This is a genomic window from Ureibacillus suwonensis (assembly GCF_042655065.1).
Taxonomy (GTDB): domain Bacteria; phylum Bacillota; class Bacilli; order Bacillales_A; family Planococcaceae; genus Ureibacillus; species Ureibacillus suwonensis.
Genome location: NZ_JBHSNQ010000079.1, coordinates 25061 through 45344 on the forward strand (window position 1 = coordinate 25061; position 20284 = coordinate 45344).

Annotated in this window: 18 protein-coding genes; 15 read left to right on the forward strand and 3 right to left on the reverse strand. The window is 41.1% G+C overall.

Annotated features, from left to right (window positions below; translation table 11 throughout):
* Positions 1-76 precede the first annotated feature (76 nt).
* Complete coding sequence (locus ACFPOH_RS09470; RefSeq protein ID WP_390309493.1) at positions 77-1699, reverse strand: PucR family transcriptional regulator; 1623 nt, start codon at positions 1697-1699, stop codon at positions 77-79.
* Positions 1700-1730: 31 nt separating this feature from the next.
* On the reverse strand, positions 1731-2738 hold the full coding sequence (gene eutB / locus ACFPOH_RS09475) for a hydroxyectoine utilization dehydratase EutB (protein WP_342470028.1): 1008 nt from the start codon (positions 2736-2738) through the stop codon (positions 1731-1733).
* 234 nt (positions 2739-2972) lie between these two features.
* On the opposite strand from eutB, the gene ACFPOH_RS09480 reads away from it, so the two are divergent.
* The 10 genes from ACFPOH_RS09480 (at position 2973) to ehuA (ending at position 13383) form a co-directional block, all read left to right on the forward strand.
* Complete coding sequence (locus ACFPOH_RS09480) at positions 2973-4160, forward strand: M24 family metallopeptidase (RefSeq protein WP_390309495.1); 1188 nt, start codon at positions 2973-2975, stop codon at positions 4158-4160.
* Between the two features lie 12 nt (positions 4161-4172).
* Entirely contained in the window at positions 4173-5150 is a 978-nt protein-coding gene (locus ACFPOH_RS09485) for a cyclodeaminase (RefSeq protein ID WP_390309496.1), read from the forward strand.
* A gap of 20 nt (positions 5151-5170) precedes the next feature.
* On the forward strand, positions 5171-6379 hold the full coding sequence (locus ACFPOH_RS09490; RefSeq protein ID WP_390309497.1) for a cystathionine gamma-synthase family protein: 1209 nt from the start codon (positions 5171-5173) through the stop codon (positions 6377-6379).
* A 13-nt stretch (positions 6380-6392) separates the two neighbouring features.
* Positions 6393-7631, forward strand: coding sequence for a M20 metallopeptidase family protein (locus ACFPOH_RS09495; RefSeq protein ID WP_390309498.1), 1239 nt, complete (start codon positions 6393-6395; stop codon positions 7629-7631).
* Positions 7632-7651: 20 nt separating this feature from the next.
* The gene (locus ACFPOH_RS09500; protein ID WP_342581089.1) at positions 7652-8692 is read left to right on the forward strand and encodes a homoserine dehydrogenase; all 1041 of its coding nucleotides are present in this window, start codon (positions 7652-7654) and stop codon (positions 8690-8692) included.
* A 16-nt stretch (positions 8693-8708) separates the two neighbouring features.
* Positions 8709-10154 (forward strand): aldehyde dehydrogenase family protein, encoded by a 1446-nt coding sequence (locus tag ACFPOH_RS09505; RefSeq protein ID WP_390309500.1) that lies wholly within the window; start codon positions 8709-8711, stop codon positions 10152-10154.
* Between the two features lie 23 nt (positions 10155-10177).
* Positions 10178-11071 (forward strand): ectoine/hydroxyectoine ABC transporter substrate-binding protein EhuB, encoded by an 894-nt coding sequence (gene ehuB / locus ACFPOH_RS09510; protein ID WP_390309501.1) that lies wholly within the window; start codon positions 10178-10180, stop codon positions 11069-11071.
* Between the two features lie 83 nt (positions 11072-11154).
* Positions 11155-11823: an amino acid ABC transporter permease gene (locus ACFPOH_RS09515; protein ID WP_342470020.1), complete on the forward strand. Its 669-nt coding sequence runs from the start codon at positions 11155-11157 to the stop codon at positions 11821-11823.
* On the forward strand, positions 11823-12572 hold the full coding sequence (gene ehuD / locus ACFPOH_RS09520; protein ID WP_390309502.1) for an ectoine/hydroxyectoine ABC transporter permease subunit EhuD: 750 nt from the start codon (positions 11823-11825) through the stop codon (positions 12570-12572). The genes ACFPOH_RS09515 and ehuD overlap by 1 nt, the downstream gene beginning before the upstream one ends.
* Positions 12565-13383 (forward strand): ectoine/hydroxyectoine ABC transporter ATP-binding protein EhuA, encoded by an 819-nt coding sequence (gene ehuA / locus ACFPOH_RS09525; protein ID WP_342470018.1) that lies wholly within the window; start codon positions 12565-12567, stop codon positions 13381-13383. The genes ehuD and ehuA overlap by 8 nt, the downstream gene beginning before the upstream one ends.
* Positions 13384-13558: 175 nt before the next feature.
* Here ehuA and ACFPOH_RS09530 read toward each other — a convergent pair whose 3' ends face one another.
* Positions 13559-14413: a TetR/AcrR family transcriptional regulator gene (locus ACFPOH_RS09530; RefSeq protein ID WP_342581092.1), complete on the reverse strand. Its 855-nt coding sequence runs from the start codon at positions 14411-14413 to the stop codon at positions 13559-13561.
* 106 nt (positions 14414-14519) lie between these two features.
* Here ACFPOH_RS09530 and ACFPOH_RS09535 point away from each other — a divergent pair, with 106 nt between their 5' ends.
* The 5 genes from ACFPOH_RS09535 (at position 14520) to ACFPOH_RS09555 (ending at position 20154) form a co-directional block, all read left to right on the forward strand.
* A complete protein-coding gene (locus ACFPOH_RS09535) occupies positions 14520-17597 on the forward strand; it encodes an efflux RND transporter permease subunit (protein ID WP_390309504.1) in 3078 nt (1025 codons plus the stop codon).
* Positions 17598-17790: 193 nt separating this feature from the next.
* Positions 17791-18135 carry a CidA/LrgA family protein gene (locus ACFPOH_RS09540; RefSeq protein ID WP_390309507.1) on the forward strand — a complete coding sequence of 115 codons (345 nt, stop codon included), beginning with the start codon at positions 17791-17793 and terminating at the stop codon, positions 18133-18135.
* Positions 18110-18787 (forward strand): LrgB family protein, encoded by a 678-nt coding sequence (locus tag ACFPOH_RS09545; RefSeq protein ID WP_390309505.1) that lies wholly within the window; start codon positions 18110-18112, stop codon positions 18785-18787. Before ACFPOH_RS09540 ends, ACFPOH_RS09545 begins: the two co-directional genes overlap by 26 nt.
* Before the next feature lie 268 nt (positions 18788-19055).
* Positions 19056-19502, forward strand: a complete 447-nt coding sequence (locus ACFPOH_RS09550) for a CidA/LrgA family protein (protein WP_390309506.1) — start codon at positions 19056-19058, stop codon at positions 19500-19502.
* Entirely contained in the window at positions 19477-20154 is a 678-nt protein-coding gene (locus tag ACFPOH_RS09555) for an LrgB family protein (protein ID WP_342470012.1), read from the forward strand. Before ACFPOH_RS09550 ends, ACFPOH_RS09555 begins: the two co-directional genes overlap by 26 nt.
* Positions 20155-20284 lie beyond the last annotated feature (130 nt).

Consider the following 20284-nt stretch of genomic DNA (forward strand, 5'->3'; position numbering starts at 1 on the left):
TAAATTTTATTGCCATAGTGGCAAAATTAAAAAGGGGGAAATGAATGGCTTCATTTCCCCCTTTTCGTACAGGCGGTTATTCGGCAACAGCATATGAGTCGTTATTTTCGAAACGAACAGACCACAATTTTAAACAAAGTTGGAGTAAGAAGATATCATCAGGATCGTTTAAAGACCGATTCGTCAAGGCTTCTATTTTTCTTAAACGGTATAATAAAGATTGACGGTGGAGAGATAGCGCCCTGGCGGTTTGACTGACATTGCCCTGATGGTAAATATAGGTCGAAAGGGTATTGATCAAATCCAATCCGTTATTTTTATCGTAAGCGGCAATTGCACCTATCGTTGAGTGCATCAATTCGGTGGACATGGAATTATTGGATAAGGAAATCAATAGGCGGTAAATGCCTGTACTTGCAAAAGTGTTCCTAGTTCCGGGCCCTTTATGATTTCTTCCGATCTCCAGGGCAGTGCGGGCATTTTTATAACCTAAATGAAACATTAAGTTTCCGGTATGGTTTTCCCCAATTCCCCATGAAATGGTTGGCAGTTGATTTTTTTTCACATAACTGTCAATCATATCTAAAAAGTGGTTCACTTCCCGGTCTGCCTCTGAAGATTTGCATTCCAGGAAAATGATGGTCAAGTCCCTTTTGAATGTGTAAATGAGATGCTTATTTAATTTTTTGCTGACATTCTCTAAAATTTCTGAGAAGGTTCTTTTAAAATCTTTCTCCATTTCATGTATGTGCTCTTTTTTATGGACAATATAAAATTCCTTCAATTTTTCCGGAGAACCGACAATACAAATGTAAGGAAGATCCACTTCGAATCCGAATTTTTCCCCTTGGTTAATGAAATCTTCTTTTTTTGTCCAGCTTCCGTTTAAAAGGGTTTTAATATATTCTTTTTTTTCTTTATTTTTGGAAATCATTGACGCCATTTCTTTTTGAATCCATAACGTCAAAATGGTTACGATATTATTTAAAATTAAAGCGGAAATGGGTTTCGCATTTAATTTTCTTGATTTAAAAATAAGAAAGCTTGAAGATTGATCCAATAAAGGGCTGATAGGGACGATTTGCAAAAACTTTCCGTTATCGTACCGGATGATGGCGGGTTGATCGGTGTACGATGTCTCGGAGATTTGTTGTATTGTGTCATTTTCTATTTGTTCCTTGTATTTCAATTCCACTTCCATCTGAAATTCTTTCGATAAAAATGTTAAAACTTCTTCGAGAGGATAGTTATCCAAATAAAGTTTTAAAAGCTCTCTTTGGAGAGTATCCGCTTTATCAATGGATTGTTGTTCCCAACTGTTCAACTGTTCCAAAATGACTTTGAGAATATCCGAAAAGCGCATTTCCCACGGTAGTTCAATAAGAGGGAAATTTACGGATTTGCAGTATTCAATCACTTCTTCCGGGATATATTGGACATGCCCCCCGACTGCTATCGCCATTCCGGCAGCATTCGAGGAGTGAACATCTTTGACATATGTAAGAAATAAGTCGGGATTGTTCCCGCATCCAATGGCGGTTGTTAAAACGAGTTCGTTCTTTTTGATGAAGTCTTCAACGGGAATTTCCATAACGGTAACAGATTCGATTACTTGTGAAGAAATGATATTGTTAGCAGATAATAGTTTTGCGGTTGAAAAAAGTGGAATGGACAACAAATCTCTGATTGTAAATTGCATAAGATTCCCCCTTGATGTTTCGAATAGAAAGTTATAAATATGCTTCTATGGCATTTGCGTGTGCATCCAAATCAACGTTGCATCCTGAAATGATAATGACGTTTTTTGTGTTTTCTTCAAGTGAAACCGCATTGTTTAATATAGCCCCGATACCGATGGCTGCCGCTCCTTCTACGACAATGTTATGTTCCTTGTATAAATAAGCCATGCCTTTTTTGATCGCTTCTTCCTCCACTAAGATGGATTGGTCGACAAATTGTTGAACCATTTTAAATGTATATTGATTCTTTTCCCCAATGCCGCCCAACAGGCTGTCTGCCAGGGTCGGTTCCTCGCGAACGGTCACCGGTTTTCCTCTTTTTAAACTTTCAAACATTGCCGCTCCTTTTTCCATGGATAAACCTATCACTTTTATGTCCGGATTCGTGGTTTTCATCACCAAACCAATACCGGAAAGCAGCCCTCCCCCGGATAAACCTCCAATGACACAATTGACATCCGGCAATTCTTCAAGGATTTCAAGAGCGATGGTTCCTTGGCCTGCAATTACTTCCGGATGATCAAAGGGCGGGATAACCGTCAACCCTTTTTCTTTAACGAGTTCATAACAGCGTTGCTCTGCATCATCCTGTCCATCTCCGTAAATTTCCAACTCTGCGCCCAAACTCTTGATTTTTTCAATTTTCGCCCTTGGAACATGTTTGGATACACAAATCACTGCGCGTATTCCTAATTTTTTGGCTGCCAGTGCTACAGCGAATCCGTGGTTTCCTGTGGAAAATGTCGTCACGCCCCGGGATTTCTGAGCGGGGGACAAGTTGGAAATGGCATTAAAAGCACCGCGCATTTTAAATGAGCGACTTTCATGCAAATGCTCATATTTTAAATAGACTTCAGAGTTCGTTAAATTTGAAAGTTTGGGTGAAAAGATTAAAGGTGTTTTGTTAATATGGGAAGCTAAATTTTTTTTAGCCTGCCAAACATTTTGCAATGTAATTTCCTTACTTTCATTGATTCGTACATTTAATAATTTTGCCATAAATTCGACTGCCCCTTCCCCTATGTTAAGTATTCTAACATATTGTGTAATGGAATCTTACGTATTTCTATTCGGTTTTGAAAAAAATGTATAAAAAAATATCAAAAATCTCAATAGTATAAATTGTCTAAAAATTTCATACAAGTTGACGCATTGTTCTGAAATGTCAGATAATTTACCATTCAATTAACAAATCATTCATCGCAATGAGGATATGGAAGGGAGTTTTGTAGAATGGCGATATTTGACATATCAGAGTATCAAACGCGGTTAAGAAAAACAAAAGAAAGGATGCAGGAAAAAGGGATAGAAGTGCTGGTGGTGACCGATCCGGCCAATATGAATTATTTAACCGGTTATGACGGATGGTCGTTTTATGTGCATCAATGTTTAATTGTACTTCTGGATGATGAAGAGCCATTCTGGATTGGAAGAGGCCAAGATGCAAATGGTGCCAAAGTTACGACCTGGTTGAATGAAAACCACATCATTCCTTACCGGGACCATTATGTTCAATCCACTGAAAGGCATCCAATGGATTTCGTTTGCAACATATTAAAAGAAATTGGAAAGTCGAATGCAACGATTGGTCTTGAAATGGATACTTACTATTTTACAGCAAAGTGTTATACGCAATTAAAACTTGGACTCCCACTGGCCACTTTTGTGGATGCGACTTCATTAGTGAATTATGTGCGCATTATCAAATCGGATAAAGAAATTGAATATATGAGGAAGGCCGCAAAGATTGTGGAAAAGGCGATGCAAACCGGCATTGATGCGATTGAAGAAGGCGTTCGCGAATGTGATGTAGTGGCGCAAATCATGCATGCCCAAATCAGCGGAACGGAAGAGTTTGGCGGGGATTACCCGGCGATTATGCCATTACTTCCATCCGGCAAAAAGACATCAACTCCCCATTTGACTTGGACAGATGAAAAATACAAATCCGGAATACCGGTCATTTTGGAATTGGCAGGTTGTTATAATCGATACCATTCTCCATTATCACGGACCGTATTTATCGGAGAACCCGATCCAAAGGTCAAATATTTGGCGGACGTTGTGATCGAAGGATTGAATGCGACACTGGATTTCATTAAACCGGGTGTCACTTGTGAAGAAGTCGAGGAAGTCTGGAGAAAAACGATTGCAAAAAGCGGATTTGAAAAAGAATCCCGTATCGGTTACTCAATGGGATTAAATTATCCTCCTGATTGGGGTGAACACACTGCAAGCTTGCGGCCGGGAGATAAAACCGTACTCGAGCCGAATATGACTTTCCATTGCATTCCGGGAATATGGCTGGATGATTATGGGGTTGAACTGAGTGAATCGTTCAGAGTGACGGAGAATGGAATCGAAGTATTTGCAAACTTCCCAAGAAAATTATTTGTAAAGAATGCTACAAATGTTTATTAAGTGGTGAATGCTATGAAAATATTCCAAGAAGAAGAGATTCGGCAATTGGTCGGATTGAATTTAAAAGCAATTGAAATTGTGGAGGAAGGTTTTGCGGCATTGGCAAATGGAATGGTCACCCTGCCACCGATTATGCGGGTTGATATTCCGGAAAACAATGGAGAAGTTGATGTAAAAACAGCTTATATAAAAGGTTTGGATTCGTTTGCAATCAAAATATCTTCAGGTTTTTTCAACAATCCGTCGATCGGCCTTCCGAGCCTGAGCGGCATGATGCTCCTGTTCAGCACGAAAACAGGGCTTGCCCAATCCATCTTGCTTGATAATGGCTATTTGACCGATGTAAGAACCGCGGCGGCCGGTGCCATTGCTGCAAAGTATTTGGCGAAACCGGACGTTGAAAGTGTCGGTGTCATAGGTACCGGAACCCAAGCCAGGTACCAGATTGAAGCACTTTCACTAATAAGGCAATTTGAGACGATCTATGTTTATGGTCGCAAAGATGAAGCCGCAAAAAACTATGCTGTTGAAATGGAAGCGAAATTAGGGAAAAAGGTCATTGTCGCCAAAAGCCCGGAAGAAGTGGTCAAAATGAGTGAAATTGTAATCACAACAACTCCTGCCACTTCACCATTGATTAAAGCCGAATGGCTGCATCCGGGTCTTCATATTACGGCGATGGGATCTGATGCCGAGCATAAGCAGGAACTGGATGAAAACATTTTTAGTAAGGCGGATTTGATCGCTTGTGATGTCAAATCTCAATGTTTCCGATTAGGTGAGCTGCATCACGCAAAAGATAAGAGAATCATAGATGAAGAGGCAAACATTATAGAACTTGGAGAAATCATCACAGGTACAAAAACAGGAAGAACCGATCATGGGCAAATAACCGTCTGCGATTTGACAGGCACTGGGGTGCAAGATACAGTCATCGCGCGCTTTGCCTATGAACAGCTGGTAACAGGCAAAAAATCTTTTATTAGATAAAAACATTGGAGGGGTATTTTATGAGTAACAAAAAAGTGAACATGGGTACACAAGCTGTATGGTCAGGAGAAAAAGACGTATTAGTGCATGGAGCCACACAAGTTCCGGTCGTGGTAAGTGTCGCTTACAACTATGATGACATGGACGAATGGTATGATGTTGCGACTGGAAAAAAACCGGGACATATCTACGGAAGAAATACGAACCCGACAGTACAAGCCTTTGAAGAAAAAGTGAGAATCATGGAAGGGGCAGAAGCTGCCACAAGTTTTTCAACAGGAATGGCTGCCATTAGCAACATATTTTATACATTCTTGAGACCAGGTGATCGGATTGTTTCAATCAAAGATACGTATGGCGGTACAAATAAAATTTTTACTGAATTTTTGCCGCAAATGAACATTGAAATCGTATTATGCGAAACCGGCAATCATGAAGAAATGGAAAGAGAAATTGAAAAGGGCTGTAAAATCGTTTATTTGGAATCGCCAACAAATCCGACTGTAAAAATTACGGATATTGAAAGAATAGCGAAAAAAGGAAAAGAAGTCGGTGCGCTTGTTGTGGTGGATAACACATTTGCCACACCAATTAATCAAAAACCGCTTGAACTCGGCGCAGATCTTGTCCTTCATAGTGCAACGAAATTCTTGGGCGGTCATGCGGATGCACTTGGTGGTGTCGTTTGCGGATCGAAGGAATTAATTGAACCAATTTATCATTACCGTGAAATTAATGGTGCCACATTGGATCCTTGGTCAGCTTACTTATTATTGCGCGGTATGAAAACATTGAAACTGCGTATGGAACAGCAAGAGAAAAATGCCTTTGCAATCGCACGTTACCTACAAACTCAGGAACTTGTCGAGGAAGTCTTCTATCCAGGACTGGAAACTCATGTGAATCATGATATTGCGAAGAAGCAGATGAGAGGTTTCGGCGGAATGCTCAGCTTCTCATTAAAAGGCGGCATGGATGCGGTAAAAATTTTACTTCCTGCATTAAAATACGCCAACCGTGCAGCCAATCTGGGAGCTGTTGAAACAACTTACGGTCCTGCAAGAACGACAAGCCATATTGAATGTACACCGGAAGAACGCGCCGCAGTCGGCATTCCGGATGGGCTTGTACGAATTTCGGCGGGTATTGAAGACACGGAAGATTTAATTAACGATTTGGAAAATGCTTTCGCCATTTTAAAAGAGCACATGTTGACAGTCGGAAAATAAGAAGGTGAAACGGATGGAACACAATATCCTTTCCAGGGTTCAACAATTGACGGATGAAATCATTGAATGGAGAAGACATATTCATCGAAATCCGGAACTCAGCTTTAAAGAATATGAGACTTCACAGTTTATCTATGAAAAGTTGTCAAACATCGATGGTATGAAAGTGGTCAAGGGAGTCGGGGTTGAAACGGCTGTCATCGGCACCCTTTCCAGAGGGGATGGCCCAACCGTCGCCATTCGCGCAGATATGGATGCCCTTCCCATTGTCGAAGCAACTTCCCATTCCTTCCCTTCAAAAAATGTAGGCGTCATGCATGCTTGTGGCCATGACGCCCACACTTCAATCGGTTTGGCGGTAGCGACCATCATAGGTCAAATTTGGAAAGAAACTGACATTCAAGGCACAGTAAAATTCATCTTCCAACCCGCTGAAGAAAATACAGATGAATATGGAAAGACAGGATCCCCTTATTTGATAGAAGCAGGCGCCCTTGATGATGTGGATTGCATTATGGCCCTTCATATGGATCCGGAACATGAAGTGGGAACCGTGTTGATACACGATGGATACAGCATGGCCAATGTGGATGTATTTCAAGGGAAACTCTTTGGAACCGGAGGACATGGAGCATACCCCCATTTAGGAACGGACCCGATTTGGATGCTGGGTCCGGTGCTCCAAGCCATCCATGGAATTGTTGCAAGAAATATATCTCCCCTTGATGCAGCGGTGATCAGTGTGGGAGAGATAAAAGCCGGATCGGCAAGTAATGTCATTCCGAGCGAAGTATATTTGCAGGGCACCCTTCGCAGTTATACGCCATCAGTCCGGAAAGAGTTGGAAACAAGGTTGAAAAATGCTTTTTCGATAGTTGAAGCATTTGGGGGACGGTTCGAATTGAATATTACCCATGGAGAACCGGCTTTATTTAATAATGCTGAGGTCAACAAAGTGTTGAAAGAAGTGGTTTCCGAATTGTATCCGGGCATGGAAATAAAGGAAATTCCTTTTGGATTGGGTGGCGAGGATTTTTCCCATATGACGTACAAAGTCCCTGGGTCCATGTTTTTCCTGGGATGTGCCTATCCTGATGGAATCAAGCGGGATCTCCATACACCGATTTTTGATATTGATGAAAGATGTTTACCAATCGGCACAGCGATTTTAACTCAAGCGATACTTAAATATTTACTTGGAAATGCACAACTTCCTCAACAATATGCAAATGAGGAGAAAGCCGTTATATAGGGAAAGGAGGGGATCGATGCATGAAACATCGTATCGCATTATTAGGTTTTGGTGTTGTAGGACAAGGGTTTGCGGAAATTTTGAAAAATAAAAAGCAAGTACTGGAAGAGCAGTTTGGGCTCGATGCGGCCATAGTGGCGGTAAGTGACGTGATGAAAGGTTCTGTTTATCATCCCGATGGACTGTCAATAGAGGATTTACTGGCGGTTGTGAAGGAAACCGGAAAGCTTGATGATTATCCCGAACAAGAAGGGCTGATCCGGGGATTGAACAGTTTTGAAACGATCAAGCAAACAAATGCGGACACAATTGTCGAAGTCACCTTTACGGATGTGAAAACAGGTCAACCGGCTATCGATCATTGTCAATGCGCCTTTGAATATGGAAAAAATGTCATCATGAGCAATAAAGGGCCGGTTGCACTGGCATACGCCCAATTAAAAGAAATGGCGGAGAAAAGGAACGTCCGTTGGGGCTTTGAAGGTTCCGTAATGAGCGGGACACCATCTTTGCGTATGCCCGTCACTTCACTGGCGGGAAATGACATATATGAAATTCAAGGGATATTAAATGGTACGACCAACTATATGTTGACTCGCATGGAAGATGGACTTTCTTATGACGAGGCGTTGAGCGAAGCCCAGAAATTGGGTTATGCGGAAGCCGATCCGACGAGTGATGTGGAAGGGTATGACGCTCTATACAAAATTGTCATTTTAGCAAATGTGGTGATGAATTATCCGTTAAAAGTTCACGAAGTTGAAAGAATGGGAATCTCCCATTTGACAACCGAAGACATTGAACTGGCGCGGCAAAGCAACCGAAAGTGGAAATTGATTGCAAAGCTGAAAAAGGAAAATGGCAGTGTGGTTGCTTCCGTTAAACCTGAAATGATTCCATTAGACCATCCTTTGGCAAATATTTCTGATGCCACAAATGCCATAACGTACCATTGCGATTTATCCGGTCCTGTTACATTAATCGGGGCAGGGGCAGGCAAAACCGAAACGGGTTTTGCGATATTGATCGATTTGATTAATATCCATCGAAAGCAACTTTAACGAGAGGAGTGAGTGAATGGAACAAACGATGTTAAAAAGGAAAATGTATTTGGCTGGTGAATGGGTTTTCCGGGACAAAACGATTGATGTGGAAAATCCCCAAAATGGCGAGATTATCGCTCAAGTGCCGGCCGCGAGCAGGGAAGATGCGATCTTTGCGATAAAAGAAGGGATCAAAGGCGCAGAAATCGCAAGAAATATGCCGACTTATGAAAGGATCTCCATATTAAATAAAGTGGCAAATTGGATTGATGATCGACAATCCATTTTTGCTAAAACGATTGCCACTGAAGGCAGTAAAACAATTCGTGAAGCGAAAAAAGAAGTCCTTCGATGCATCCAGACGATCCGCATCAGTGCGGAAGAAGCAAGAAGACTTCATGGAGAAACGATTCTCTTTGATCAGTTGGCAGGAAATGAAAATCGGGTTGGATACTATCAGCGTTTCCCGATCGGGTTAATTGTTGCAATCACTCCATTTAACGATCCTCTGAATCTGGTTGCGCACAAAATAGGTCCAGCTATTGCTGCCGGGAATTCAATCATTGTGAAACCTTCGACACTCACCCCATTAAGTGCGTTGTTATTAGCTGAAGCATTTCATGAAGCGGGATTGCCCAAAAAAGTTTTAACGGTCATAACGGGTCATTCAAGTGACATTGGCGATGAACTGGTGACACATCCAGCTGTGCGGATGATTTCGTTTACCGGCGGATATGAAGCGGGAAAGAGCATTTCATCAAAAGCCGGGATAAAAAAGTTAAGTATGGAACTGGGTTCAAATTCACCTTGCATTGTCCTCCGGGATGCGGATATCCCAGATGCGGTCGAATCGATTGTATCAGGCGCTTTTTGGGCAGCCGGACAAAACTGTTTAGGTGTCCAGCGGGTTTATATTGAGGAAGAAATCTATTCAACTGTTGAAAGATTGCTGGTTGATCGGACCAAACAAATGCGTGTTGGTGATAAGCTTAACGAAATGACCGATATGGGCCCGTTAATCACTGAAAAAGAAGCGATCCGAATAGAAAAACTTGTCCAGCAATCTTTGCGGGAAGGTGCAAAACTTCTTTGTGGCGGCAGAAGAAATGGCGCTTATTATGAACCGACCATCCTTACAAATGTTCATCCGGAAAGCAAAATAGCAAAAGAGGAAATCTTTGGTCCGGTTGTCATTTTGGACAGTATAAGGGATCTGAATGAAGCGATCCAAAAATCGAACAATGTCATGTATGGTCTGCAGGCAGGTATCTTTACAAAAAATCTTGATTTCGCATTCCGCGCGATAAAAGAGATGGAGTTTGGGGGCATTATGGTCAACGATAGCAGCGACTTCAGAATCGATTCCATGCCTTTTGGCGGAATGAAACAATCAGGAATCGGCAGAGAAGGTGTGGCTTTTGCCATTCAGGAAATGACAGAACAAAAAGTTGTATGTTTCAAAATAGGATCAAATTTCTAATCAATTAATTTGGAGGGTTGCGTATGAAAAAATTATTGATCACATTAATCGCAGTATTCATGGTAATTTTGTCGGCATGCAGTGGTTCGGAAAATGAAAATAATGAAGCGAATGGCGCATCGGATACAGGCAAGCTGGATCAATTAATAGAATCCGGAAAGGTGAGAATCGGCTTTGCGAATGAAGTTCCTTATGCATATGAAGAAAACGGTGAAATCAAAGGGGCAAACGTAGATATTGCCAAAGCGGTATTTAAAGAATTGGGAATTGAAAATTTGGAAGCACAATTATCAGATTTTAGCCAATTGATCCCTGGAGTGCAAGCAGGACAGTTTGACGTAATTACTGCGGGAATGGCCATTAAACCGGACCGTTGTGAACGCGTATTGTTCAGCGAACCTGAAATCAAGTACGGTGAAGGTATCGTTGTAGCGAAAGGCAACCCATATAACATCCACAGTTATAAAGATATTGCTGCAAATCCTGATATAAAAGTCGTTGTGATGGAAGGGACAACGGAAATTGAATTTTTACAAAAAGAGGGGGTAAACCCAAATCAAATCATTACTGCTCCGGATATTCCAGCAACATTTTCCGCCATTCAAGCAGGTCGTGCGGATGTGACAACAGCTACTGAAATGACGCTGAAAATGGCCCTTCAGTCTGCGGCAACGGATAAATTGGAGTTTGTTGATTCCTTTGAACAACCGGATGTGGAGGGAGTACCAAGTTACGGTGCAGCCGCATTCAACTTAAAAGACAAAGAAATTCGGGACGCTTATAACGAAAAATTAAAACAATTAATAGAAGATGGTACAATCGGCAAAATTTTGGAAGAGTATGGATTCAGTTCTGTGAACAATATTGTCAAAGCGGGTGAAATAACAACTGAACAAATATGTGCAGGTCAAAACTAGGTAAACTTATTAGGGACAAGCTTTAATTCCGAAAAGTCTTGTCCCTATTTCGGATTTTCTATTCACAACCTTGAAAGAAGGGGATGATCATTATTAGTGCCATATTCGAAATTACCCCACAACTGTTGAGAGGACTGGGTATCACAATTTCTGTATTGCTTGGTTCGGCAATCATCTCATATATTGTCGCTTTTGCTGCAGGGTTATCAAGAGTTTCGAACAATGTCATATTAAACAAGGTGACAGGAGTCTATGTCGAAGTATTTCGCGGAACTTCACTCATCGTACAATTATTTTGGCTCTATTATGCCATCCCGATGCTTTTTGGTATTCAATTGGGTTCAAACTGGTGGACCGGAGTCATTGCAATCGCTCTGAATTATGGCGCTTATTTATCAGAAGTGGTACGCGGATCCATTTTGGCAGTGGATAAAGGGCAAACGGAAGCGGCTATCGCTTTGAATATGTCCCGTTATCAACGGATGAGGTTCATCATATTACCCCAAGCAGTACGGATGATGCTTCCGGAGTTCGGCAACTACACAATCCAAATGATGAAAGCGACATCGCTCGTCTCATTGATTGGCATGAGGGATATTTTATATTACGGCGATATTATGAGAAATACGAATCTATCTCAAGCTCCATTAATCTACGTAGTAGTGTTATTTATATACTTCATTTTGGCATTGCCTTTGATTTGGTTGACTAAAAAAGGAGAAACGATCGCGAAGAAAGGGGTGGCCGGTTGATGAATGGCAATTTCAGATGGGATACATTCTTTGATGCTTTGCCAATAGTCTTACAAGGATTGGGCGCAACGATCGGTTTGACATTTGCCTGTTTTGGATTTGCCCTTCTTTTCGGTTTTGTATGGATCCTCTTCAGACGGATTCCGAATAAACCGGTTGCGACAATCGCTGTTTGGGTGATGGAATTTATTCGTTCAACGCCACCTCTGGTTCAATTATATTTTGTTTATTATGCATTGCCCGTGGTACCGGTTATCGGTATAACATTGGAACCTTTTACATGCGCAATTCTGGCCATTGGTATCCATTATAGTACGTATATTGGAGAAATCTACCGTTCAGGTATTGAGAGTGTGGATAAAGGTCAATGGGAAGCGTCGACCGCTTTGAATTTTTCCACTATTGATAAGTGGAGAAAGATCATTTTACCCCAGGCAATTCCGCCAACCATTCCAATGCTGGGGAACTACTTTATCATTATGTTCAAAGAGGTGCCATTAGCGTCAATCATTGGTGTTACCGGAATATTGGCGATGGCGAATTCATATGGCGCTTTGAACTTCGCTTATTTAGAGCCATTGACAATTGCGGGTATCATTTTCTTACTTTTGAGTTACCCATCTTCTATACTGATCAAAAAATTGGAAGTGAAAATGAATACCAAATTCGATAAAAATGCACTTTTGGAAAAGACAAAAAAGAATGGCCTCCCCAACATGAATCTGAAGGAGAGTGATCGTATTGCCTAATGCATTGACAAAAAATATAGAAAAAAATGTACCCATTTCGGCCGAACCAATTGTGAAATATCGTAATGTAACAAAATCCTTTGGAGATCATCATGTGTTAAAAGGGATCGATCTGGAAATTCATCCGGGAGAGAAAATTGCGATCATTGGCCCAAGCGGTTCCGGAAAAACAACGATTATCCGAATGTTGATGACTTTGGAAGAACCCAGTTCCGGCGATATTGTTGTAAACGGAAAAAATTTATGGAAGATGGAGAAAAAAGGGCAACTGGTAAAGGCAAATGAAAAACATTTAAGAGAAGTGCGCGGAGATATCGGTATGGTATTTCAGCATTTCAACCTTTTCCCCCATATGACAATTTTGGAGAATTGTATGGCGGCACCAATCCATGTAAAGAAGGAAAACAAAGATGAAGTGAGGGAACGTTCGATAAAAATGTTGGAAAGAGTGGGATTAGGGGATAAATTGAATTTTTATCCATCCCAGCTTTCCGGCGGACAGAAACAGCGTGTCGCGATGGCCCGGGCTTTGGTGATGAGGCCGAAAATCATGCTTTTTGACGAAGTGACTTCCGCCCTGGACCCGGAATTAGTAGGGGAAGTGCTGGAAGTGATTCGGGATATTGCCCAAAATGATGATATGGCGATGGTTTTGGTAACGCATGAAATGGAATTTGCCCTGGACATTGCCGATAGAGTCCTTTTCCTTGACCAAGGGGTTATTGTTGAACAAGGAACGGCATATGAGGTATTGGTGGATTCGAAAAATGAACGTGTTCAATCATTCTTGAAACGATTTAGAAAAGCATAGGTGACAAAGGGCGAAATAGTATGAATTTGATAAAAAAATGGAGCGGCTGGGATAGAAGCCCTCTCCAGATAAGGAAAAAAGAGAATTTTGGTGAATACCAATTCTCTTTTTTTTGTGTGTATCAAATATTGAATTAACCCGGCTTTTATAAAATGTTCCTTTTTTTATCACTTTTTTATGAAACCGATTGCAGATCCGAAACGTATTGTCTTACGAGGAACACAACCATTGAAAAATCTTCATTTTTTTGCAAATTGGAAGCTAATCCGGATAAAATGGCCAATCTCGGTTTTTCTTTCATCAATTCTTCCATCAAAAGATGGATCGATTCATCGATTAAAGGCGTTTTCTTATATTGGCCTTCCAATTGTCGAAGCAAATATAAAATATGTTCTTTTGAAACCATTTCGCTGAAAGAGGAAGCGCTTTTTGTATTCCATAGCTTTTCTGTAACGAAATGAAGGGTGCTATGTTCGGCGATAATATTCACTTTTTCAGCCAGGCTATTTGCAAGCTGTTCAAAATTATATTTTCGTGGATGGGTTGTAATAAATTCCGTATAACTGATCAATAATCCACGAACAACTAATAATAAATCATACTTAAAATGTTCAACTTTTTCACCATAAGTTTGGTGTATAATCGTGAGAAGAGCTTCATTATGAACCGTATTAAATTCTTTTATTTTCTGGATGACTTCATTGTTCATCGGCTGGAAATTTTCCCGCATGCACATGGAAATAAAGGAATAATGTTCTTCCAATAATCTGAAATTGTAGTAAAAGAACTTCGGCAATTTCTCATTGACCGGGATGCTGTCATCCAAAATTTCGTTTTGTACGGCGATAAATTTTTTTATAAAGTAATCGGTAATTTCCACGAGCAAATCATCTTTCGATTTGAAGCTGAGATAAAAGGCGCCTTTGGAAATTCCGCATGCATTGGTTATATCTTGTATGGAAGTGGATTCTACTCCGTTTTTCGAAAAAAGTTCTATTGCTTTTTCCATGATCATCAATTTTTTTGACACAAAATCTCCTCCGGGTATCTAAGTAAATCAATTACATTGACAGTGACTGCATAGTCAATTATTATATTGAAATGTGACCGATTAGTCAAAAAAGGTGGGTTCAATTTTGAATGGATTAGTGAATTTCGTCATAAAAAATAAACTAGCTGTATGGTTATTAGCCATTATTTTAATGGTGACGGGAATTTATTCCACTTCCCGAATGAACAAAGAAACAATTCCTGATATTTCCATTCCCTATATTACTGTAATGACAGTATATCCAGGTGCTACTCCTGAACAATCGATGAATGATATTTCCATTCCTCTGGAAAAAGCGGTACAAAATCTGAGAAATGTTGTAGGTGTTTATTCAACATCATATTCGAATATGTCCAGCGTACAAATCGAATATGAATATGGAACAGACATGCTGGATGCGGAACGGGAATTGCGTTCGGTCATTGATGGCATGGAGTTTCCGGATACGGCACAGGATCCTACAATTGCCCGTATCACGGTCAACACTTTCCCGATTTTGGCATTAAGCGTGTCAAGTGACACTGAAGATATTGCAGAGTTGACTGCTACAGTCGAAGATGTCATTGTACCAAAATTGGAAGGTATTGATGGCGTTTCTTCCGTTTCGATTTCAGGCCAACATGTGAATAAAGTGGAAATTGAATACGACCAAGTAAAGATGGCTTCTCTGGGCGTGACGGAAGACGATGTAAAACAAATGATTCAAGCAAGCGACTTGAAGGCGCCGCTTGGTTTGTATCCATTTAAAGAAAAAGAACAATCCATCGTCATTGATGGAAAATTTACGACCGTCGACGAGTTGAAAAACTTGTTGATCCCGGTTACACCAACAGCACAAAATCCGACACCTTTTGTGACTTTGGGTGATATTGCAAAAGTAAAATTAGTAGGAGAAGTCGAATCGGTTTCACGTACGAACGGAAAAGAAGCGATCGGCATCCAAATTGTAAAAGGTCAGGATGCTAACACGGTTGAAGTCGTAAATGAAGCCAAAGACATTATCAAAGAATTGGAAGCGAAAAATGATGGGTTGCACATCGATGTGACGCTTGACCAAGGGGAACCGATCGAAGAATCCGTTTCTACGATGTTAGGAAAAGCGTTATACGGTGCAGGATTTGCGATTATCATTATCTTGCTGTTCTTGCGTGATATCAAATCAACAATCATATCCATCATTTCCATTCCGTTGTCTTTGTTGATTGCCTTTACCATCTTGCATCAAATGGACATTACATTGAACATTATGACCCTTGGCGCGATGACGGTTGCGATTGGACGGGTAATCGACGATTCGATTGTAGTGGTTGAAAATATATACAGACGATTGCATTTGAAAGATGAAAAATTAAAAGGACGAGCATTGATCCGTTCAGCAACGATCGAAATGTTCAAACCGATATTGGCCTCCACCCTTGTTACAATCGCCGTGTTTGCGCCGCTTGTATTAGTCGGAGGCATGGTTGGAGAACTGTTCACTCCATTCGCCTTTACGATGGCTTTCGCCTTGCTTGCTTCATTGCTGGTGGCCATCACGGTGGTTCCATCACTGTCCCATACGCTGTTTAAAAAGCGTTTATATGGCGGTAAAAAAGGCGGAAAAGTAAAACATGAAAAACCGGGCGCATTGGCTTTATGGTATAAAAAAGTGTTGCGCTGGTCATTGAATCATAAAGTCGTTTCATCCCTAATTGCGATTGCATTATTGGTGGGAAGCTTATTCTTGATTCCGGTGGTAGGATTCAGTTTCCTTTCCGCTGATCAGGAAAAAGTGATGTATCTCACTTACACTCCTGAGCCGGGTGAGTCTGAAGAAAAAACGTTGGAAAATGTCCAAGTCGTTGAAGATAAATTATTGGCCCGGGATGATGTGGATATCGTTCAAGTTTCCATCGGTGGCAGCGGTAATGCGATGATGGGCATGATGGGCACTGACGGAGCATTAATGTATGTCATTTTCGATGATGATACAAAGAATTTTGATGATGTCCAAGATGAAATCACAAACTACATTGAAGGTTTGGATCAATCAGGCAAATGGATCAATCAAAACTTCAGCATGTCCATGTCCAATAATGAACTCAGCTATACCGTTTATGGAGATGACATGGATAAAATTGAAAAAACGGTAGCAGACATCGAGAATATCATGAAAGAATCCGGAAATTTGAAAGATGTGGATACATCCCTTTCCGAACGATTTGATGAATTCACATTAAGAGTGAACCAGCAAACATTGCTGCAATATGGTTTAACAGCAGGACAGCTGGCCATGATGTTAAATCCGAACAAACAGGATGAAGTGTTGACGACGTTGAAAAAAGACGGCATGGACATCGATGTCATTGTGAAACGGAATGTCAATTTGGCGACATCCTTCGAAGATTTGTTGAATCAACCTGTCCCAACCGCTACGGGAGCGGCTGTACAGTTGAAAGACATTGTGCAAGTGGAAGAAGGAACAGTATCCAACACAATTTCCCGCAGTAAAGGACAGTTGTATGCAAGTGTTTCCGGTACTGTGACAAGCAAAGACGTGACAAAAGCTTCAAAAGAAGTGGATGAAAAAATCGATAAACTTGAATTGCCTAAAGGCGTTGAAATCGGCGTTTCCGGCGTTACAGCGGATATGGAAGAAGCCTTTACCCAATTAGGTTTTGCCATGATTGTCGCGATAGGAATCGTGTACTTCATTCTGGTGGTAACATTTGGTGAAGGTTTGGCGCCATTTGCCATCCTCTTCTCATTGCCGTTTACGGTCATCGGTTCATTGGTGGGACTTTGGATTGCAGGAGAAACCATTTCCGTATCGGTTATGATGGGTATGCTCATGCTGATCGGTATTGTTGTTACAAATGCCGTTGTATTGGTGGACCGAATCATCAACATGGAACGTACGGGTATGCCAATGCGTGAAGCGATCCTGGAAGCGGGAGCCACTCGTTTGCGTCCAATCTTAATGACCGCGATTGCCACAATCGGTGCGTTAATACCGCTTGCAATCGGTGCGGAAGGAAGCGGAATGATTTCAAGGGACTTAGGTATTTGTGTAATCGGCGGTTTATTCAGTTCAACGATGTTAACGTTGATCGTCGTGCCGATCGTGTATGAAATCTTGTCAAAAATGTTGAGAAAAAACCGTACAGAAATTGAAGAAGATTAATTTGCAAAAAAGAATTCGCCCTTCTTGCATGGAATTTGGGGCGAATTCTTTTTTTGCAGACTGGACAATTTGAAAACGCAGGCGTAGAATAGCGGGGTACAAGAAGGAGGGAAGGTATAACAATTTCTATACCGTTGATATGATCGTTATTCGAACAATTTTGCAAATCCTGATTTTATATCTTTTTTATTATATGGGCGTATTTATTGTTAATGGGACGCATCTTCCCATTCCGCCAAGCATAATCGGTTTGCTCTTGCTATTTTTGTGCTTGCGGCAAAAATGGATCAAAGTCGGAATGATCCGGGAAGGGGCAGGTTTTTTAATAGGGTTTATGACTTTATTTTTTATTCCATCGATGATTGGCGTCGTGGAATATCCTGAATTGTTGTCTTCAAAAGGGTTTTTTTTAATAGTGACCGTGTTTGCAAGTACGATATTGACAATTTATATGACGGGCATTTTTAGTAAAAAAATAGAAGAAAAAGAGAAGGGGGAGGGGGAAGAAAAGAGTGGAAGCCATCATTTATATCGTTAGCACGATTATAATCTTTTTAATCATGATGAAAATATATAAATGTTTCCCCTATCCATTTTTGATGCCAATCCTTACTACAACCATCGTTTTGGTTGTTTTCATCTTATTGCTAAATATTCCATATGACGAGTATATGGAAGGGGGAAAGTGGATCCAACATTTATTGGGGCCGGCAGTGGTTGCCCTGGCCTATCCGTTATACAACCAACGGCATTTGGTGCTGAAATATAAATATACCATCCTTTCGGGTATCGTTTTTGCCATGCTGATTGGCTTGTTTAGTGTTTTTGCAGGATTGAAATTGTTCCACGAGGAAAAAACGTTTATTTTGACCGCATTGCCCAAATCCTTGACAACACCGATTGCGATGCAAGTAAGTGAAACCATCGGGGGAGTCCCGCCGTTAACCGCCGTTTTGGTGATGGTGGCAGGCTTTACCGGGGCGCTTTTTGGACCTGTCGTTTATAAATTGGGCAAAATCGATTCACCCATCAGTCGGGGGATTTCCATGGGAAGTGCCAGCCACGGTGTCGGAATATCACGGCTGAAGGATTTTGGCGAGGAAGATTTGTCCATCGGTTCGGTCTCCATGAGTTTGAGTATAGTCATCGGGGCCATCCTTTGTCCCATTTTTGTCTCTCTCTTTTTCTAACATAGGCTGGGTTGTCTGAAAAATGTTTGGTACGGATAACCGCATAATGGAAGCAGATGCCGATTTTCTGGCATCTGTTTTCTTTTCATTTGATAGTTTCCTATTCCGTAAAAACATCCTTTCTGAAGCCGATTTCCCCAAAGGGATATCTTCATCACAAATATCCTGAATGCATCTCCAAAATTTAGATTCTTTTGATTTTTCTAAAATAATTAATAGACAATATTTTGTCACAAGTATAAAATAACGAATACGGGGGAGGTGAGTTTTGGAAAAGGGTGTTCCTTTTTCCGATGGAAGTATGAAAATTGTTCGAACGATCATTCAAATTCTGCTTCTGTACGTTTTTTACTACATTGGGGTGTTTATGGTTGAAATCACACATTTACCATTGCCTGCCAGCATCATCGGTTTGGTGCTTCTATTTATTTGCCTACAATTTAAATGGATCAAAGTGGATTATATAAAAGACGGGGCAAATTTCCTGATAGGGTTTATGACGTTATTTTTTATTCCGCCCATTGTCGGCATCATCGATTATCCGGAGCTTATTTCCGTATCCGGTTCGCTATTGGTGGCGTCGGTCATCATCAGTACGCTTTTCGTGCTTCTGACGACAAGCATGATTTGCCAATGGATTGAGAAAAAAGAATTGGCGATGAAGAGGAAGAAAGAGGGGGAAGTGGAACATGCGAGCAAGTTTATCCATCATTAGTACGGTCATCATCTTTTTATTAATGAAGAAGTTGCATGCCCGGTACCCTTCGCCGATCCTCATGCCCATCTTAACTTCGACCATTATCATCATTGCGGGCCTGCTCTTTTTGAATGTCCCATTTGACGTTTATATGGAAGGCGGGCGCTACCTTCAACATTTGCTTGGACCTGCTGTCGTCGCTTTGGCCTATCCGTTGTACAACCAGTGGCATATGGTGCTGAAATACAAATATACGATTTTATCAGGCATTGTAATTGCGATGGTAAGCGGCTTGATCAGCGTTTATACGCTTCTAGTCGTATTTAAAATCGATAAGGAGTATATATTGACGGCCCTGCCAAAATCGATGACGACACCGGTCGCGATGCATGTGAGCGAAACAATCGGTGGAATCCCATCCCTTACCGCTGTATTGGTATTGATTGCGGGCTTTACAGGTGCCCTGCTTGGTTCGGTCATGTTCACCATTGGAAAAATCGATTCATCGATCAGCCGGGGGATTGCCATGGGAAGCGCAAGCCATGGAGTCGGCACGGCAAAGCTTGTCGACTATGGTGAACTGGATTTATCGATCGGTTCATTGTCGATGGGGCTAAGCGCGGTGGTTGGTGCCATTCTATGTCCGATATTTGTTTATCTTTTTATGTAAAGGAAAAAGGGCTTGTCTAAAAAGTCCATAAAAACAGAGCGAATGGAGAAAACAATGAGTTTTTCCATTCGCTCTGTTTCCTTATTTTTGAAATTGGTTTGGGAATTTGCGGCCCATTTCAGTATGTTGT

Coding starts and splice junctions, on each gene's coding strand:
- ACFPOH_RS09470 (WP_390309493.1), bottom strand. CDS start 1,699: ATGCAATTTACAATCAGAGATTTGTTGTCCATTCCACTTTTTTCAACC.
- eutB (WP_342470028.1), bottom strand. CDS start 2,738: ATGGCAAAATTATTAAATGTACGAATCAATGAAAGTAAGGAAATTACA.
- ACFPOH_RS09480 (WP_390309495.1), top strand. CDS start 2,973: ATGGCGATATTTGACATATCAGAGTATCAAACGCGGTTAAGAAAAACA.
- ACFPOH_RS09485 (WP_390309496.1), top strand. CDS start 4,173: ATGAAAATATTCCAAGAAGAAGAGATTCGGCAATTGGTCGGATTGAAT.
- ACFPOH_RS09490 (WP_390309497.1), top strand. CDS start 5,171: ATGAGTAACAAAAAAGTGAACATGGGTACACAAGCTGTATGGTCAGGA.
- ACFPOH_RS09495 (WP_390309498.1), top strand. CDS start 6,393: ATGGAACACAATATCCTTTCCAGGGTTCAACAATTGACGGATGAAATC.
- ACFPOH_RS09500 (WP_342581089.1), top strand. CDS start 7,652: ATGAAACATCGTATCGCATTATTAGGTTTTGGTGTTGTAGGACAAGGG.
- ACFPOH_RS09505 (WP_390309500.1), top strand. CDS start 8,709: ATGGAACAAACGATGTTAAAAAGGAAAATGTATTTGGCTGGTGAATGG.
- ehuB (WP_390309501.1), top strand. CDS start 10,178: ATGAAAAAATTATTGATCACATTAATCGCAGTATTCATGGTAATTTTG.
- ACFPOH_RS09515 (WP_342470020.1), top strand. CDS start 11,155: ATGATCATTATTAGTGCCATATTCGAAATTACCCCACAACTGTTGAGA.
- ehuD (WP_390309502.1), top strand. CDS start 11,823: ATGAATGGCAATTTCAGATGGGATACATTCTTTGATGCTTTGCCAATA.
- ACFPOH_RS09540 (WP_390309507.1), top strand. CDS start 17,791: ATGGGCGTATTTATTGTTAATGGGACGCATCTTCCCATTCCGCCAAGC.
- ACFPOH_RS09555 (WP_342470012.1), top strand. CDS start 19,477: ATGCGAGCAAGTTTATCCATCATTAGTACGGTCATCATCTTTTTATTA.